General features: G+C 63.1%; 15 protein-coding genes. 7 read left to right on the plus strand and 8 right to left on the minus strand.

All coding sequences use genetic code 11. The annotated features are described in order from the left end of the window. Positions 1–34: 34 nt before the first annotated feature. The 5 genes from QN084_RS18915 to QN084_RS18935 are packed head-to-tail and all read right to left on the minus strand — an operon-like array spanning position 35 to position 5,433. On the minus strand, positions 35–1,039 hold the full coding sequence (locus tag QN084_RS18915) for a sugar phosphate isomerase/epimerase family protein (protein WP_069694497.1): 1,005 nt from the start codon (positions 1,037–1,039) through the stop codon (positions 35–37). Continuing rightward, entirely contained in the window at positions 1,039–2,241 is a 1,203-nt protein-coding gene (locus QN084_RS18920) for a Gfo/Idh/MocA family protein (RefSeq protein WP_069694498.1), read from the minus strand. Before QN084_RS18920 ends, QN084_RS18915 begins: the two co-directional genes overlap by 1 nt. Before the next feature lie 30 nt (positions 2,242–2,271). Beyond that, positions 2,272–3,177, minus strand: a complete 906-nt coding sequence (locus QN084_RS18925) for a carbohydrate ABC transporter permease (RefSeq protein ID WP_021472606.1) — start codon at positions 3,175–3,177, stop codon at positions 2,272–2,274. A 1-nt stretch (position 3,178) separates the two neighbouring features. Then, positions 3,179–4,108 (minus strand): carbohydrate ABC transporter permease, encoded by a 930-nt coding sequence (locus QN084_RS18930; RefSeq protein ID WP_062095951.1) that lies wholly within the window; start codon positions 4,106–4,108, stop codon positions 3,179–3,181. Then, positions 4,105–5,433 (minus strand): extracellular solute-binding protein, encoded by a 1,329-nt coding sequence (locus QN084_RS18935; RefSeq protein ID WP_021472608.1) that lies wholly within the window; start codon positions 5,431–5,433, stop codon positions 4,105–4,107. The genes QN084_RS18930 and QN084_RS18935 overlap by 4 nt, the downstream gene beginning before the upstream one ends. A gap of 209 nt (positions 5,434–5,642) precedes the next feature. Here QN084_RS18935 and QN084_RS18940 point away from each other — a divergent pair, with 209 nt between their 5' ends. Continuing rightward, positions 5,643–6,728 (plus strand): LacI family DNA-binding transcriptional regulator, encoded by a 1,086-nt coding sequence (locus QN084_RS18940; protein WP_021472609.1) that lies wholly within the window; start codon positions 5,643–5,645, stop codon positions 6,726–6,728. On the opposite strand, the gene QN084_RS18945 is transcribed toward QN084_RS18940, so the two are convergent. Then, entirely contained in the window at positions 6,688–8,151 is a 1,464-nt protein-coding gene (locus QN084_RS18945; protein WP_069694532.1) for a lipase maturation factor family protein, read from the minus strand. The two genes, QN084_RS18940 and QN084_RS18945, sit on opposite strands and share 41 nt — an antisense overlap. Before the next feature lie 99 nt (positions 8,152–8,250). Between QN084_RS18945 and dxr the strand changes: the two genes are divergently transcribed. The 6 genes from dxr to QN084_RS18975 all read left to right on the plus strand — a co-directional run bounded on the left by dxr (position 8,251) and on the right by QN084_RS18975 (position 14,041). Then, the gene (gene dxr, locus QN084_RS18950) at positions 8,251–9,435 is read left to right on the plus strand and encodes a 1-deoxy-D-xylulose-5-phosphate reductoisomerase (protein ID WP_069694499.1); all 1,185 of its coding nucleotides are present in this window, start codon (positions 8,251–8,253) and stop codon (positions 9,433–9,435) included. Between the two features lie 38 nt (positions 9,436–9,473). After that, entirely contained in the window at positions 9,474–10,805 is a 1,332-nt protein-coding gene (locus QN084_RS18955) for a M50 family metallopeptidase (RefSeq protein WP_069694500.1), read from the plus strand. A 61-nt stretch (positions 10,806–10,866) separates the two neighbouring features. Further along, positions 10,867–11,160 carry a YciI family protein gene (locus tag QN084_RS18960; RefSeq protein WP_021472613.1) on the plus strand — a complete coding sequence of 98 codons (294 nt, stop codon included), beginning with the start codon at positions 10,867–10,869 and terminating at the stop codon, positions 11,158–11,160. A 43-nt stretch (positions 11,161–11,203) separates the two neighbouring features. Next, positions 11,204–12,370 (plus strand): flavodoxin-dependent (E)-4-hydroxy-3-methylbut-2-enyl-diphosphate synthase, encoded by a 1,167-nt coding sequence (gene ispG / locus QN084_RS18965; protein ID WP_069694501.1) that lies wholly within the window; start codon positions 11,204–11,206, stop codon positions 12,368–12,370. Further along, positions 12,333–13,211: a GNAT family N-acetyltransferase gene (locus QN084_RS18970; RefSeq protein WP_069694533.1), complete on the plus strand. Its 879-nt coding sequence runs from the start codon at positions 12,333–12,335 to the stop codon at positions 13,209–13,211. The genes ispG and QN084_RS18970 overlap by 38 nt, the downstream gene beginning before the upstream one ends. A gap of 89 nt (positions 13,212–13,300) precedes the next feature. Next, the gene (locus QN084_RS18975; RefSeq protein ID WP_069694502.1) at positions 13,301–14,041 is read left to right on the plus strand and encodes a hypothetical protein; all 741 of its coding nucleotides are present in this window, start codon (positions 13,301–13,303) and stop codon (positions 14,039–14,041) included. A 96-nt stretch (positions 14,042–14,137) separates the two neighbouring features. On the opposite strand, the gene QN084_RS18980 is transcribed toward QN084_RS18975, so the two are convergent. Together QN084_RS18980 and QN084_RS18985 are read right to left on the minus strand one after the other, a co-directional pair. Beyond that, complete coding sequence (locus QN084_RS18980; RefSeq protein ID WP_083262067.1) at positions 14,138–14,881, minus strand: ABC transporter permease; 744 nt, start codon at positions 14,879–14,881, stop codon at positions 14,138–14,140. 8 nt (positions 14,882–14,889) lie between these two features. Continuing rightward, positions 14,890–15,651 carry an ABC transporter ATP-binding protein gene (locus tag QN084_RS18985; RefSeq protein ID WP_069694504.1) on the minus strand — a complete coding sequence of 254 codons (762 nt, stop codon included), beginning with the start codon at positions 15,649–15,651 and terminating at the stop codon, positions 14,890–14,892. Positions 15,652–15,966 lie beyond the last annotated feature (315 nt).

The raw sequence follows: 15,966 nt of genomic DNA on the forward strand, positions 1-15,966 counted from the left end.
CCTTAGTTTTTTCGGGGCGTATCCGTTGAGTCGTTCAGCGTGTTGCGAAGGCGGCATCGAAGGCCGCTGCGGGTGGCTGGATAGTGGCAAGTTCCTTGACCATGGCCAGTGCCTGCGGAGCACCGACCAGGCGGTCCATGCCCGCGTCTTCCCACTCGATGCTGGTGGGTCCTGCGTAGCCGATGGCGTTGAGGGTCCGGAAGATCGGTTCCCACTGCACGTCTCCGTGGCCGGCCGTGACGAAATCCCAGCCGCGGCGGGGATCCGCCCATGGCAAATGCGACCCCAGGCGTCCGTTGCGTCCGTTCAACTGCCGGACAGACTCCTTCACGTGGACGTGGAAGATCCGGTCGGCGAAGTCCTGCAGGAACATGACAGGGTCCAGGTCCTGCCATATGAAGTGGGACGGATCAAAGTTCAACCCGAAGTTCTCCCGGTGCCCGATGGCTTCGAGCGTCCGCTTGGCAGTCCAGTAATCGTAGGCAATCTCGGAGGGGTGGACTTCCAGTGCGAACCGGACCCCCACCTCGTCGAAGACGTCCATGATGGGGTTCCAGCGGTTGGCGAAGTCCTGGTAGCCGCGCTCGATCATGGCATCAGAGGCGGGAGGGAACATGGCAACGCATTTCCAGATGGAGGAACCCGTGAATCCGGTGACGGTCTTAACCCCCAGCTTGGCCGCAGCGCGGGCCGTAGCCTTCATGGTCTCTGCTGCGCGCCGGCGGACGCCTTCCGCATCACCATCACCCCAGACATCGGCGGACAGGATATCCCGGTGCCGTTCGTCGATGGGATCGTCGCAGACTGCCTGCCCCGTGAGGTGGTTGGCGATGGCATGGACCGACAAGTTGTGCTTGTCCAGGATCTCCAGCTTGTTCCGGAGGTAGGCATCGTCTTCCACTGCCCGTACCGGATCGAGGTGGTCGCCCCAGCAGGCGATCTCCAGGCCGTCGAAGCCCCATTCGCCTGCCAACCGGGCAACTTCCTCAAAGGGAAGGTCTGCCCACTGACCGGTAAAAAGTGTGATGGGTCGGTTCATCAGTGCTCCTTGTCAACGTTCTGCCAACGGCTTTCCGCCGCAGCGCTCGCCTCTACGGCGGCCAATACCTTCTGGACCTGCAAAGCATCAGCGAACGACGGCGACGGCTGCTCACCGGCGCCGATGGCATCCACGAGGTCCACCACCTGATGGGTGAAGCCGTGCTCATACCCCAGGCCATGTCCGGTCGGCCACCAGTTGCCCGTGTAGGGGTGGGACGGTTCGGTGACCATGATCTTGCGGAAGCCCGCATCGGGTTCAAGCGAGGCATCGTAGAACTGCAGGGAATTCATGTCTTCGAAGTCGAAGGCCAGCGAACCCTTGGTGCCGTTCAGTTCCAGTCGCATTGCGTTCTTTCGGCCCAGCGCGAAGCGGGTGGCCTCGAAGATGCCAACGGGACCAGTGCCGCCGTCGTGCTTTCCGCTGAACCGGGCAGTGAAGATGGCGGCGTCGTCAACGGTTACCGGGCCCTTGGGGCCGTCGGAGCCACCGTGGCCGCCGAGTCCCACGAAGTCACCACCCACCGGGCGTTCCTTGACGAAGGTTTCCATCAGGGCGGAGACCCCGGTGATTGCTTGTCCGGTGATCCACTGGGCCGCGTCGATGCTGTGGGCACCGATGTCGCCCAGGGAGCCGGAGCCTGATTTCGACTTGTCCAAGCGCCACGTGAGGGGAGCGTCGGCATCCGAGAGCCAGTCCTGAAGGTACTGGGCACGGACGTGGCGGATATCGCCCAGGCGCCCTTCGTCAACCATCCGCTTGGCCAAGGCGAGCGCGGGCGTACGGCGGTAGCTGAAGCCGCACATGGAGAGGACTCCGCGTTCGGCCGCGGCCCTGGCCACAGCCGTCATTTTTTCGGCCTCCTCCACGGAGTTGGCCAGAGGCTTTTCGCACAGGACGTGTTTTCCTGCCTCCAGGGCGGTGATCGCAATCTCGGCGTGGGTGTTGCCGGGAGTGCAAATATCGATGAGGTCGATGTCGTCGCGCTCGATCAACCGCCGCCAGTCCGTCTCCACCGAGTCCCAGCCGTACTTGGCTGCCGCCGCCCGGACTCCTTCTTCGTTGCGGCCGGCCACCGCGGTGAGCTGCGGTGCGAGGGGCAGGTCGAAGAAGCGGGGGGCGGTACGCCACGCGTGGGAGTGGGCGGCGCCCATGAAGGAATAGCCCACCATGCCTACACGCAGGGGTCGTGGTTCAGTCACAACTGATCCTTTCTTGTCTGCCTGATCCGGTTACTTGCTGAATCCGGCGGTTAGGCCGCTGAGGAGCTGGCGCCGTCCTACGACGTACAGCACCAGGATTGGCAGGGTGCTCAGGACCACCGAGGCCAGGACCGCCGGGATGTTCACGCTGAATTCGCCTTGGAACGTCCAGAGTCCCAAAGGGAGGACGCGAAGGTCCGGGTTCTGGGTCAGCACCAGCGGGAGCAGGAACCCGTTCCACACGTGCAGGCCGTTGTAGATGGAGACCGTCACGATCGCCGGACGGGTCAGGGGCAGCGCCAGGCGCCACATGGTTTGCCATTCGCTGCACCCGTCCAGCCGCATGGATTCGAACAGCTCATTGGGAACGTCCCGAATGAAGTTGGACAGGATGAGCACGGTCAGCGGGATTGCGAAGGCGATGGACGGGAGCATGATGGCCAGCAGGCTGTCGTAGAGGTTCAGCCTGATGATCATCAGGTAGATGGGGATGATGGTCGCCTGCAGGGGAATGGCGAGGCCCATCAGGAACATTCCGTTGACCAGTTTCAGGAACCTGCCACGTCCGCGGACGATCGCGAAGGACGCCATGAAGGAAATCAGGACCGTCGGGATGACGGAACCGAGCGTCACGATCGCGCTGTTCATGAAGTACGTCGCGAAGTTCGATTCCAGGACCAGCTGGTAGTTCTCCAGGGTCGGAGACGTCGGCGGAGCCAGCGGACTTTGCCCGAAGTAGCCCTCCGCCGTCTTCAGGCTGGTGATCACGATGTAGTAGACGGGGATGATGATGATGGCCAGCCAGATCCATCCGCCCAGGCCGCCGGGGATGTTGAGGCGGCGGATGCGTGTGGCCAGGCTCAGCTTAACCACGGGCGGGTCGGCCTTGGTGCCGGTTGCCGGTGTCTCTTCTGTGTTCGTCAGAACGGTGCTCACCCTACATACCTTCCAATTGGCTGCCCTGCTTGTCCTTGCCTCCAAGGCGCTGGAGGAACAAGGCCAGTGCGAGGCCGATGACGACCAGGATTACGGCGATGACGCTTGCCGGGCCCATGAGGTTGGCCCGGAAGCCCCTGAGGTACATGTCCAGGGCCAGGATCCGGGTGGAGTTGCCCGGGCCACCGCCTGTGAGCACGAAAATCAGGTCGAAGTAGGTCAGGGATCCCACCACCATCAAGGTGGAGGACGTGATGATGGTGTACTTCAACTGCGGGAGCGTGATGTGGAAGAACTGTTTGATGGTGCCGGCGCCGTCGATCTGGGCCGCCTCATACAGGGACTTTGGTATCTGGCGCACCCCGCCTTGGTAGATCAACGTGTGGAACGGTACGAACTGCCAGGCGATGACGAAGATGACCAGTCCCAGTGCCAGCTGCGGAACCCCCAGCCAGTCCTGCGCCAGGAAAGGCAACCCCAGGCCCATGGCCAGGCCGAAGTTCGGATCCAGGAGGGCTTTGAAGGCGATGGCCACCGCTGCCGATGACAGGAGGAGGGGCAGGAAGTACAACACGGCCAGGGCCGCACGGTATTTTTGGCTACCCGCAGTGAAGACTCCCAACAGCAGGCTGATCGGAGTCTGGACCAGCCAGGACACGATCATGATCACGAAGGTCAGCCCCAGCGCGTTGTACAGTCCGGGATCGGCGAGGACCGAAGTCCAGTTGTCCATCCCGGCGACGCCGATTGCGCCGATGCCGTCCCAGTCGGCGAAGCTGAGGACCAGGACCCCGGCCAGGGGAACAACGGCGAACAGGACAAAGAACAGCAGCGCCGGAACCGTCAGCCATGCGAGTGCGGAATTTTTCTGCCCCTTGGTCTTCTCGCCAGTCCGGTGGGCGGCCGTCCTGGTCAACGTTGAGCTGCTCATTTGCCAAGCGTTGCGTTCATGTTCTCGGCGAACTGCTTGGGCGTGATGGACTTCAGGAACAACTGGTCGATGTTGTTCAGGAGCGCCTCGGCAGCGGTGGGGCTCAGCGCCTGGTCCCAGGATTGCTGGAACGTTGGTGCGTTCTTGGCAAGGTCGTAAACGAAGTTCAGGAAGTCCTTGTCAGGTGAGGATGCAAGCTTGTCCTCGATGCCGTTCACGATCGGCACGGAGCCGGAGTTGATGTAGGCATCGATGACCTTGTCCGTCAGGATGCCCTCCTTGAAGAACTTCTTGGCGGTCTCCTTTTCCTTGTCGCTGGCCTTGGCGGAGATGGACATGTACTGGGCGGGGTTTCCGACGCCGCTCTTCGGATCGCCCTTGCCGCCGGCGACCGTGGGGAAATGGACGAAGCCGAGCTTTCCGTCCTGGACGAAGTTCTGGCCTTCCTTCTTCATGGCACCGTAGGTCCAGGAACCGTGGAGCATCATCGCAGCCTTGCCGGTGAACAACAGTGCCTGGTCGGCCTTGGAGTCTGCCGTGATCGAGGAGAAGCCCTTGATGAAGCCGTCAGCGGAGACCAGTTCCTGGATCCTGGTGCCGGTTTCGATGACTGCCGGGTGCATCCAGGCATCGGGCTTGCCCTCGAAGATGGCGTTGAAGACCTCGGCACCGCCAATGCGGTCAAGCAGGTATTCGAGCCACATCATCGAAGTCCAACGGGATTGGCCGCCGAGCGAGAACGGTGCCACGCCCATGTCATTGAAGGTCTTGACCAGGGACATGATGTCGTCCCAGGTCTTGGGAGGCTGGACTCCGGCTTTTTCGAAGAGTTCCTTGTTGTAGAAGAGCACGATCGGAGCCACGTACTGGTTAGGAAGGGCGTAGATCTTGCCGTTGACCGTCGCAGCGCCGAACGAGGAGGGGAAGAACTTTTCCTTCACATCCGGGTTGGCATCGAACCAGGGAGTCAGGTCCTCCACCTGGTTGGCCTCCGCGTAGGTCTTCAACCCGCCGCCGCCCCAGCCGTACACGATGGTGGGTGCCTGTCCTGCACCGATGGCCGTCTTGATCTTGGTCTTGTAGGCGTCGTTCTGGAAGTAAGTGACGTTGATCTTGTTGTCCGGGTTCGCGGCGACAAATGCGTCAACGGCGTTCTGCATGGTGGTCTGGTTGGGCTCGCCGGTGAGGAACCACATGCTGGCCCCGCCACCACCGCCGCTCCCGCCCGGTCCTGACGTTCCGCAGGCAGTGGTTGCCATGGCTGCGAAGGGTGTGAGTGCAGCGAGGGCCAGGAAGGAACGCCGGGAGGACTGGAATTGCTTCATTGCTTCTCCATGAGTTTTCGCTAGGTTGAACAGGAAGGCTCCGAAAAAAATCGAAATATTTCGCAACCGTGATTAAGATCACGGTCTAAACTAAAGCTAATTGAGTGATCCGTCAAGACGCATTTTGACTCGTTCCTGAGCCGAACTTGCACTTTTTTGCGAACCGGCGCATTCTCGAAACTGCCGAAACAATTTCGAAAGTGGGGGATATGACTATCGGGACAAAGCCGTCCAAGCCAACCCTGGCCGCCGTGGCCCAAGAGGCCGGCGTCTCAACGCCGACCGTTTCCAAAGTGATCAATGGCCGTGAAGACGTAGCCGACGAGACACGCGCCCGGGTCCTCGCGGCGCTGGAGAGGACCGGTTACAAAACCCCTTCCCAGCGCAGGAGTGTCCCTTCCCGCCGCGCCGTGGAGGCCGTGTTCGATTCCCTCAACTCCGCCTACGCGGTCGAGGTGCTGAACGGCGTGCTCGAACAGGCCGCGATTGCCGACATGGAGGTGGTCCTCTCCGTGACCAGCCGGCAATCAGGGTCGCCTTTGGGGCCTGAAGAGCGCGCCCAACGGCTGATCGATGAGGGGCGCAGCGGCATGATTGTGGTCACCTCCGCCTTCAACTCAGGCCAGCTCAACGCTTTCCAGCGCCGAAGGATCCCCATTGTGGTGGTTGATCCGCTCAATCCGCCGCCCGGCGATGTCTTCAGCGTGGGTGCCAGCAACTGGGCCGGCGGCAAAGCTGCCGCTGCCCACTTGCTGGCGCTCGGCCACCGCAGGATCGCCTACATTGGAGGGCCGGAGTCGGCGGAGTGCAGCCAGGCGCGGCTCCACGGCTACATGGCTGCGCTGATGGCCGAGGGCATCAGCGTGCAAGAGGAATACGTCCTTGCCGGGCCCTTCCGCCCCAGCAACGGAGTTCAGGCGATGAAGTCGTTGCTGGCGTTGGATGATCCGCCCACGGCCATCTTCGCCGCCAGCGACAGCATCGCTTTGGGTGTTCTGGCCGAGGCCCGGCGGCAGAATGTGCGCATCCCCGAGGAGCTGAGCCTTGTGGGCTTCGACGGAACCCACCAGGCAGCGGAATCAGTGCCTCCGCTCACGTCGGTGTCCCAACCGCTGCAGGACATGGGGCGGTCCGCAGTGAACTTCATCCTCCGGCAAATGAACGGGGAGGACATTGATTCGCGGCGGGTCGAGCTGGCCACCCACCTGGTGGTTCGGGAGTCCACGGCGGCCCCGAGGCCGGCTGCCCACCGCTTCACTGCCAAGGAAGCCGGCGCCGGGAATCGAGGGACATAGGCGGAATGGCCTCGTACAGCGGTACCCTCACCCAGCGCTCACCCGTCGTCCTGAACTCGGCGCGGTTGGCGAAACGGTAGAGGTACGTCTGCACGCGCACCCAACGGGGGCGGCCGCCGTCGAACGGGTCATGGCCAAGCAGCCGAAGCGTCGGCGGATCGGCTGTGAGGAGCTTGTCCAGGAAGCGGTACAGCCATTCCTCGTGCACGGTGCGCAGCGGCAGGAACCACATCATCCAATCCAGCCGAAGGTGGTAGGGCGCCCATTGACGCGGCATTCTTCGGACATCTCCCGGTTTCCCCTTGAACCCGTACTCCAGCCAGGCCTCGTCCGGGGAGTCGGGGTCTTCGTCGGAGGTTCCTTCCACCACTACTTCGATGCGTTGCTTGGTGACCGTGCCAAAAGCTCCATACGCATTGACCAGCCTCCAGCGGTTGAAGCTTGCATTCATGAGTTGCTCCCGCGAGAACAGGTTCAGCAATGGCCGGTAGCTGAACACCAGCAACAGCAACGTCACGGCGAGTACGACGACGAGCCACCACACCGGTGTGGTGGCACCGGAGTGCCACTCAAGCGGGATGAACGGGAAGACCGCGTGTGCCACGGGATCGCTCACCGCTGCGAAAGCAAGGATGATGGCGGCCCAGTTCAGCCACGCGAAATTGCCCGAGCCCACAAGCCATAACTGGGTCAGGATGATGATGCCGGCGGCAATGCCGGCCACGGGCTGGGGTGCGAACAGGAAGAAGGGGACCACCAGCTGGGCGAAATGGTTCCCCAGCACCTCGACTTTGTGCAGCGGCCGGGGGAGGAGGTGGGCTTGGCGGCTGAGAGGACCGGGCATCGGCTGGGTCTCGTGGTGGTAGAACATCGCTGTCAGGTCCCGCCATTCCCTGCCCCCGCGCATCTTGATCATGCCGGCGCCGAACTCAAGCCGGAACACCAGCCACACGACCAGTACCAGGATGGTGGCGGGCGGGGGAGTCTGGTCGGATCCCAGGAAGGCTACCGTGAACCCTGCTTCCAAGAGCAGCACTTCCCAGCCGAAGCCGTAAAAGGTTTGTCCCACGTTGACAATGGACATGTAGAGGAACCAGAGGGCCAGGAAAGCAATCATCGGCAACCACGGCGGCCCTGTCTGCGGAAGTCCGAGGACCAACAACGCAGACACCGCCAGCCCAAAGATGCAGACGGCCCGCAGCAGCCTGTCCGAGTAGCGCCAACGGAACAGCGTAGGCCGCCCCATCCGCCGGACGACCCCAAGGAAATCCGGGACGGGAAGCAGGCCCCGCTCGCCCAGGAGCGCCGGGAACTGGTTCAGCGTCGAAAGGAACGCAAGGAAGTAGAGCGCAGCCGTGCCGCGCTGCAGCACCTGACGGGCGAATTCGTAGTCCCGGGCGTCGAACCAAGAGAGCCACTCCACGATTTCCACGTTAACCATGGGACGGAGGGGCCAACAGACGTTTGCACATATGGGTCCGCCGTGTTCGCCCTGCCCTGCGGCGGCTGGGATACTTGACTCATGCAGCCGCGCAAGATCGTCATCCTCGGGTCCACCGGTTCCATCGGCACGCAAGCAATTGAGGTGATCGATGCCGCTCCCCACCTTTTCGAGGTAGTGGCACTCAGCGCAGGAGGCGGAAATCCGGAACTCATTGCGCAGCAGGCTGTGCACACCCGCGCGCAGGCAGTGGGAGTTGCCCGGGGCGACGCTGCTGCCCTGCAACAGCTCATCGCCGGCTTTGCCGCAACCGCCGGGCTGAAAGGCTTTGCTCCGGAAATCTTCGTGGGGCCCGATGCCTCAGCCCGGGTCGCGGGCATCCCCAGTGACGTTGTCCTCAACGGCATCACCGGATCCATCGGTCTTGCTCCTACCTTGGCGGCCCTGGAGTCCGGGGCCACCCTGGCGCTCGCCAACAAGGAATCGCTGATCGTCGGCGGCGCTCTGGTTAAGGCGGCCGCGGGTCCAGGCCAGATTGTTCCCGTCGACTCCGAACATTCGGCAATTGCACAGTGCCTCCGTTCAGGCGCGGCAGCGGAAGTCCACAAGCTGATACTTACGGCTTCGGGCGGTCCTTTCCGGGGTCGGACGCGCGAACAGTTGCAGGACGTCAGCCCCCAGGAGGCGTTGGCGCACCCCACCTGGGACATGGGGCTGATGGTCACCACGAACTCCGCCAGCCTGGTCAACAAGGGCTTGGAAGTGATCGAAGCGCACTTGCTGTTCGACGTGCCCCTGGACCGGATCGACGTCGTGGTGCATCCCCAGTCCGTGGTGCATTCAATGGTGCAGTTCGTGGACGGCTCAATCATTGCGCAAGCTTCCCCGCCTGACATGCGCCTTCCGATCGCGCTGGGGCTCGGCTGGCCGGACAGGGTTCCCGGCGCTGCCCGGGCGTGTGACTGGAGCCAAGCCACAAGCTGGACCTTCGAACCGCTGGATTCGGAGGCGTTTCCCGCCGTGGACCTCGCCAAGGAAGCAGCCAAGCAGGGGAGCACCTTCCCCGCGGTGTTCAACGCAGCGAACGAGGAAGCTGTGGAAGCGTTCCACGCCGGCCGCATCCGCTTCACCGACATCGTCGATACCGTGGAGTCCGTCCTCAGCGAACATACAGGCTCTTCGGAGCTAACGCTGGAATCCGTGTTGGATGCTGAAGCGTGGGCACGCAGCCGTACCCACGATCGTTTAGCCACCAGCCCCCTATAGCCCGCCCCACCCCACCTGATGGAAGCAGTACCGCCCGAATGAGCCCCGTCCTTCTCTTCATCCTCGGAGTCATCTTCGTCGCCATCGGCGTCGCGGTCTCCATCGCGCTTCACGAGGTGGGGCACCTGGTTCCTGCCAAGCTGTTCAAGGTGCGGGTGACCAAGTACATGATCGGTTTTGGTCCCACGCTGTGGTCGCGCAAGAAGGGTGAGACCGAGTACGGTTTCAAGGCCCTGCCGCTGGGCGGCTACGTCGCCATGATCGGCATGTACCCGCCGAACAAGGAGGACGGCGGCGTCCGCCCCTCCAGCACGGGTATGTTCCAGACGCTTGCCTCGGAGGCCCGCTCGGCAGCCCACGAGGAAGTGGGCCCGGACGACGCAAACCGGGTGTTCTACAAGCTGCCGGTCTGGAAGAAGATCATCGTCATGCTGGGTGGTCCGGCCATGAACATGCTCATCGGACTCGTGCTGACGGCCGTGCTGCTGATGGGCTTCGGTACGGCCCAGGCCACCACCACGATCGCCGATGTTTCCAAATGCCAAGTGGCAGCCGGCCAGACCGTCGATCCCGATTCCGCGGAGTGCAAGCCCACCCCAGCCGCGGCTGCCGGCCTGCAGCCCAATGACACCATCAAGTCCTTCGATGGAAAACAGGTCACGGAGTGGGACGAGTTGACCAGTTGGATCCGTGCATCCGCAGGGCGTGAGGTCCCTATTACGGTGGAGCGCAACGGGGCCCTCGTGTCCACCACCGTCACGCCTGTACTTTCTGCGCGGCCCGTCATCGGTTCCGATGGCCGGCAGGAACAGGATGCCGACGGCGTCCTCAAGTACCAGGAAGTCGGGTTCCTGGGCATAGGTGCCCAAAGCGTCCTGGTGCCGCAGCCGGCGTCGAGCGTTTTGCCCATGGCGGGGGAGAACATCAAGCAGATCTCCGGTGTGATCTTCAACCTGCCCGCCAGGGTGGTTGGCGTGGCCAAGGCAGCCTTCAGCGAAGAGCCCCGCGACCCCAACGGCCCCATCAGCGTGGTGGGCGTCGGCCGGGTGGCCGGTGAAGTAGCCGCTATGGAGCAGGTGCCCTTGGAGGCCAGAATCGGCACGCTGGTGGGCTTGCTGGCAGGCCTGAACTTTGCCTTGGCGATTTTCAACCTCATCCCCTTGCTCCCGCTTGACGGCGGGCATGTGGCCGGTGCCCTGTACGAGGGAATCCGGCGTCGGGTGGCCAAGCTGCTCGGCAAGCCGGACCCCGGCGCTTTCGACATTGCCAAGCTCCTCCCCGCAACGTATGTGGTGGCTGCGCTCCTGATGGCCATGGGCGCTTTGCTGATCTACGCGGACATCGTGAAGCCGGTGAACATCTTTGGCTAGGAGCGTCTCCGGCGGCCTCCCGGTGGCAGAGCATCCGCACCCGGCGGGATAGGCTAACACCATGACTGTTTTCGCTGTTGAGTATGTTTACGCGGCCGACTCCGGGGCCATCCGCGACGAGACCCGTCCCGCACACCGCGCTTGGCTTAGCGACCTCGCTGACGAAGGTGCGCTGCTTGCCAGCGGTCCGTACGGTGACGGCGCAGGCGCGCTGCTGATCTTCAAATCCCGCGACGAAGCTGAACTCACTGACCTCCTGAAGCAGGATCCGTTCGCTGACGCCGGCGCCATCGCCGGAATCCGCACTACCGAATGGTCGCCCATTATTGGGCTTCTTTCGGAGCACGCCTCCTGATTCAGGTACCCACCACCAGATACACCCAACCCAAGGAGTCCACGTGACCTCGGTCAGCCTGGGAATGCCAGCCGCCCCTCCACCCGTCCTCGCTCCGCGCCGCAAAACGCGGCAAATCAAGGTCGGCTCGGTAGGTGTTGGCTCTGATTACCCCATCAGCGTGCAGTCAATGACCACCACTCCCACCACGGACATCAATGCCACGCTCCAGCAGATCGCCGAGCTGACCGCGTCCGGTTGCGACATCGTCCGTGTTGCGTGCCCTTCTGCCGATGACGCCGAGGCCTTGCCGATCATTGCCCGCAAGTCGCAGATCCCGGTGATCGCGGACATCCACTTCCAGCCCAAGTACGTCTTCGCCGCCATTGAGGCAGGGTGCGCCGCTGTCCGTGTGAACCCGGGCAACATCCGGAAGTTCGATGACCAGGTCAAGGAAATCGCCGCTGCTGCCAGGGACCACGGCACTTCCATCCGCATCGGCGTCAACGCCGGTTCGCTGGAGCCCGGCATCCTCAAGAAGTACGGCAAGGCCACTCCAGAAGCCCTGGTGGAATCAGCCGTATGGGAAGCTTCGCTCTTTGAGGAACACGGCTTCCATGACTTCAAGATCTCCGTGAAGCACAACGACCCCGTGGTCATGGTTGCCGCCTACGAGATGCTCGCAGAAAAAGGTGACTGGCCCCTGCACCTGGGCGTCACAGAAGCCGGCCCTGCCTTCCAGGGAACCATCAAGTCGGCCACGGCTTTCGGCGCGCTCCTGTCCCGCGGCATCGGTGACACCATCCGTGTGTCCCTGTCCGCTCCTCCCGTCGAGGAGATCAAGGTGGGCAACCAGATCCTGCAGTCGCTCAACCTTCGCCCGCGCAAGCTGGAAATCGTGTCCTGCCCGTCCTGCGGCCGTGCCCAGGTGGACGTTTACACCCTCGCCGAGGAAGTGACGGCTGGGCTGGAAGGCATGGAGATTCCCCTTCGCGTAGCGGTGATGGGTTGCGTAGTGAATGGACCCGGTGAGGCCCGTGAAGCGGACCTCGGCGTCGCTTCCGGCAACGGCAAGGGGCAGATCTTCGTGAAGGGCGAAGTCATCAAGACCGTGCCCGAAAGCCAAATTGTTGAGACACTGGTCGAAGAGGCGATGCGCATCGCCGAAGAGATGGGGGAGGCCGATGGCGAAGATGCTGTCAAAGGTAGCCCCGTGGTTAGCGTCTCGTAACGAGGCCGGCCTGGGAGTCAGGGTGCTCGGCGCTGCCGACACCCTGGCCCTTCGCGCGCTTGCGAATGAAGATCCTGTTGCGAACGTCTTCATCCTCGCGCACTTGGACAGCGTGGGAACAGCGGCGCCCACCAGCGGCGGCGCGAAGGTCTACGGCGTCTTCGACGACGACCGGCTCATCGGGGCTTGCTGGGCAGGAGCCAACATGGTCCCTGTTCAGCTGGACCCCGCACTGGTGGAGCACATAGCCGCAGCGGCACACCAAGCGGGCCGTCGCTACGCCTCCATCTTCGGCCCGGCCGAAAGCGTCCTGGCCCTCTACTCGAAGTTTGAGCAACTCGGGCACTTTGCCCATGAAGTCCGTGAGCGGCAGCCCCTCCTCACCATCTCGGGCGCACCGGCCATTCCAGCCAACCCTTCATTGACCTTCGGCACCATGGCGGACTTCGATCGGATACTTCCCGCGTGTGCTGCCATGTTCGAAGAGGAAGTAGGGTATTCGCCGTTCCTTGGCGGCCAGGACTTCTACAGCCGGCGCGTTGCCGGCCTGATCCGGCAAGGCCACTCCCTGGTCCACATCGATGCGGACGGCACCGTGGTGTTCAAAGCCGAACTCGGCGCGGTCACCCGGGACGTCACCCAGGTGCAGGGCGTATGGATGAACCCCGGTCTCCGCGGCAGGGGTGAGAGCGCCGGCTACATGGCCGCCGTCGTCAACCTCGCCAAGACCTTCGCCCCCGTCACAAGCCTCTACGTCAACGACTTCAATGCCAAGGCCCGGGCAACCTATGAGCGGGTGGGCTTCACGCAGGCGGGCACGTTTGCCACGGTGCTCTTCTAGCGCGGGGTGCCGGAGAACCCCTGTTCGGGCTTGTAGGCTTGTCCCGGCCAACAACTGTCGGCTCATCGCTCGAACTCATTGGGGAAAAAATGAAGAGGAACGCTCTGCGCGGATTTGCCGCAGCAGGACTTTTGGTCATGGGACTTACTGCATGTGGCGGCGGCGGCGCATCGACGGACGCTGCGTCCTCGGCTCCGGCCGGCGAAACCCCGTCCGCCACACCCACTCCCACCGAGGCAAAGCAGTACACCACGCAGGAGCTCGTAGACCTCGTGAAGCAGATCAAGGCCGACGACGGGTCCGAACTTACGGTCTCTGCCATTGACGATCTCGCCAGCCAGCAGAACCCGCTCAAGGAACTCATCGGCCAGATGACCATCGAACCGGCAGAGTGCAAAGAGCTCAGCACCCTGGGTGCGTCCCAGTCGATCGAGGGCTCCACGGCCGCAGCAGGAGCCAAGATTGACACGGATGCCCAGGTGGTCACCGGCATCTCGCTCATTTCCGGCGTTGACAAGGAAGTTCTGACGAAGAGCCTGGAAGACAACGAGGACCAGGCTGCCAAGTGCGCGAACATGACCATGACCATGGGCGGTTCCACCCTGAAGGTCAGCACCGAGAAGTTCGACGGCATCAGCTCCGTGCCCGGGGCCAAGGGTTTCAAGACCGCAATGGTCCTGCCCGACGGCCGGAGCCAGTCCACGTACATGGGCTTTGCCATCAAGGACGGCGTGCTGATTTCGGCAACCGCCTCCGGTGCCAACGCTGAGAGCGAAGGGGTTGCCGCAGCAGGCGCCCTGATGGACCAGGCCGCGGCACTCATCAAGTAGCACGCAGCCACCGGGCAGTTGTGGTCGCTCCCAAGCCGGGAACAGCCACAACTGCCCGCCGCGTGTCTGCTGCGGCAAGCACCTTCCGCCCCTGGCTTAGGTGGTCTGCCTCCGCAGCGTCAGGGAAGCGAGCACCAGGACTCCCACCACGATTCCACCCATCACGGCCGTATCCTGCCACAGGGCTTCCGTGGCGTCGGTGTGGGCTGCGATTTCCTGCAGGGCATCGACCGAGAAAGTCAACGGGAGCGCGCCTGAGATGCCGTCGAGGACATCGTTCATGTTCTCCCGGGCCACAAAGAGTCCGCACAGCAGGATCTGCGGCACTACGACCACCGGCATGAACTGGACGGCCTGGAACTCGGTCCGGGCAAACGCCGAACACAGCAGCCCCAGTGCCACGCCGAGGACGGCATTGATGACGGCGATCATCACCACCAGGCCGGGGCTTCCTTTGATGTCCAAGTCGAAAATCCAGTAGGCAACGGCTGTAGCCACCAGGGATTGCAAGGCAGCCATGAGGGAGAAGGCCAGAGCGTAGCCGAACAGCAGGTCCGCTTTGTGGATGGGGGTGGTCAGCAGCCGCTCAAGCGTTCCCGAGGTCCGTTCGCGGAGCATGGTGATTGACGTGACGAGGAACATCACTACAAACGGGAAGATGGCGAGCATCATCAGGCCCACACGGTCGAAGGTCCTTGGAATCCCTGGCGGCATCGTCTCGTTTTCGAACAGGAAATAGACGGCTGCCAGCAGCAGTGCCGGAACCACCAGGATGAGGGCAATACTGCGGTGATCGTGCCGCAGCTGGCCCAGGACGCGTGCGGCGGTGGCCAAGGTCATGCGCGGGTTCATGATGCGGCACCAGTCTGTTGGGTATCGGTGATTATGGCCAGGAACGCCCGTTCCAGGTCCTTGTTCCGGCCGCGTTGGGCCAGTTCCTCCGGCGTTAGCTGTGCCAGCAACTGTCCCTCGCGCAGCAGCAGCAACGACGAACAATGGGACGCCTCCTCCATGACGTGGGAGGAGATCAGCAACGTGGTTCCTGCAGCAGCCATTGCCGCGAACCGTCCCCACAGCTCGGCCCGCAGCACCGGGTCCAGGCCCACTGTCGGTTCATCGAGCACCAACAGCGCGGGATGCGACACCAAGGCACAGGCCAGCGACACGCGGCTGAACTGCCCGCCCGAGAGGTCCGCGGCCTTCCGACGCATGTGGGATTCAAGCCCGACGGCGGCAATCGCCTGGGCGACGTCCGCCGCCGTCGCGCCGTGCATGGCGCCGAAGTACTTGACGTTCGCTGCCACGCTCAGGTCTCCGTACACGCTGGCACCCTGGGTGACATATCCGACGTCGTGCCTCAACGCTGCGCTGCCCGCCGGGCGGCCAAGGACGCTCAAGGTTCCCCTGCTGATCTTCTGCACGCCGACGATCGCTCGCATGAGAGTGGTCTTGCCACTGCCGGAGGGGCCAATCAAGCACGTAATCCGCCCCGGCATGATGCTGAACTCCAACCCGCGCAGGATTGTGGTCCGCCCCCTGGAGACGTGCAACCCTGAGGCCGCGATTGCGGCAGTGTCCGGGTCTTGGGAAGGGGCTGTTCCGCGCGGCATTGCGTGCCTCCCGACGCATAGCTGATTCACCAACCGGTGAATTGAAGCTAGGCCGGGACAGGCCACCCGTCAATGCCCCGGGGCGGCTGGTTCCTTGAAAAGGTGTCTCCAATCACATACATTCGTCCCTAGCCGTGTCGTTGGGGGCAAGGGTGGCATAGGGGGAAACCATGGAACTTACCTCACAGGGTGTGTGGTGCCCTCCGTCCATCCGTAAGCTCGGCAGTGACCAATGCTTCCCAGTCGCAGGAGGTCCTTTTCCGCTGGAGGGAACAGGAGTCTAGTTTCCATACGGAGTCTGCGGCCGGCCGGCCG

Source organism: Paenarthrobacter sp. R1 (assembly GCF_030264015.1).
Taxonomy (GTDB): Bacteria; Actinomycetota; Actinomycetes; order Actinomycetales; family Micrococcaceae; genus Arthrobacter; species Arthrobacter ureafaciens.

Coding starts and splice junctions, on each gene's coding strand:
- QN084_RS18955 (WP_069694500.1), top strand. CDS start 9,474: ATGAGCCCCGTCCTTCTCTTCATCCTCGGAGTCATCTTCGTCGCCATC.
- QN084_RS18915 (WP_069694497.1), bottom strand. CDS start 1,039: ATGAACCGACCCATCACACTTTTTACCGGTCAGTGGGCAGACCTTCCC.
- QN084_RS18985 (WP_069694504.1), bottom strand. CDS start 15,651: ATGCCGCGCGGAACAGCCCCTTCCCAAGACCCGGACACTGCCGCAATC.
- QN084_RS18960 (WP_021472613.1), top strand. CDS start 10,867: ATGACTGTTTTCGCTGTTGAGTATGTTTACGCGGCCGACTCCGGGGCC.
- QN084_RS18930 (WP_062095951.1), bottom strand. CDS start 4,108: ATGAGCAGCTCAACGTTGACCAGGACGGCCGCCCACCGGACTGGCGAG.
- QN084_RS18970 (WP_069694533.1), top strand. CDS start 12,333: ATGCTGTCAAAGGTAGCCCCGTGGTTAGCGTCTCGTAACGAGGCCGGC.
- dxr (WP_069694499.1), top strand. CDS start 8,251: ATGCAGCCGCGCAAGATCGTCATCCTCGGGTCCACCGGTTCCATCGGC.
- QN084_RS18940 (WP_021472609.1), top strand. CDS start 5,643: ATGACTATCGGGACAAAGCCGTCCAAGCCAACCCTGGCCGCCGTGGCC.
- QN084_RS18935 (WP_021472608.1), bottom strand. CDS start 5,433: ATGAAGCAATTCCAGTCCTCCCGGCGTTCCTTCCTGGCCCTCGCTGCA.
- QN084_RS18975 (WP_069694502.1), top strand. CDS start 13,301: ATGAAGAGGAACGCTCTGCGCGGATTTGCCGCAGCAGGACTTTTGGTC.
- QN084_RS18980 (WP_083262067.1), bottom strand. CDS start 14,881: ATGACCTTGGCCACCGCCGCACGCGTCCTGGGCCAGCTGCGGCACGAT.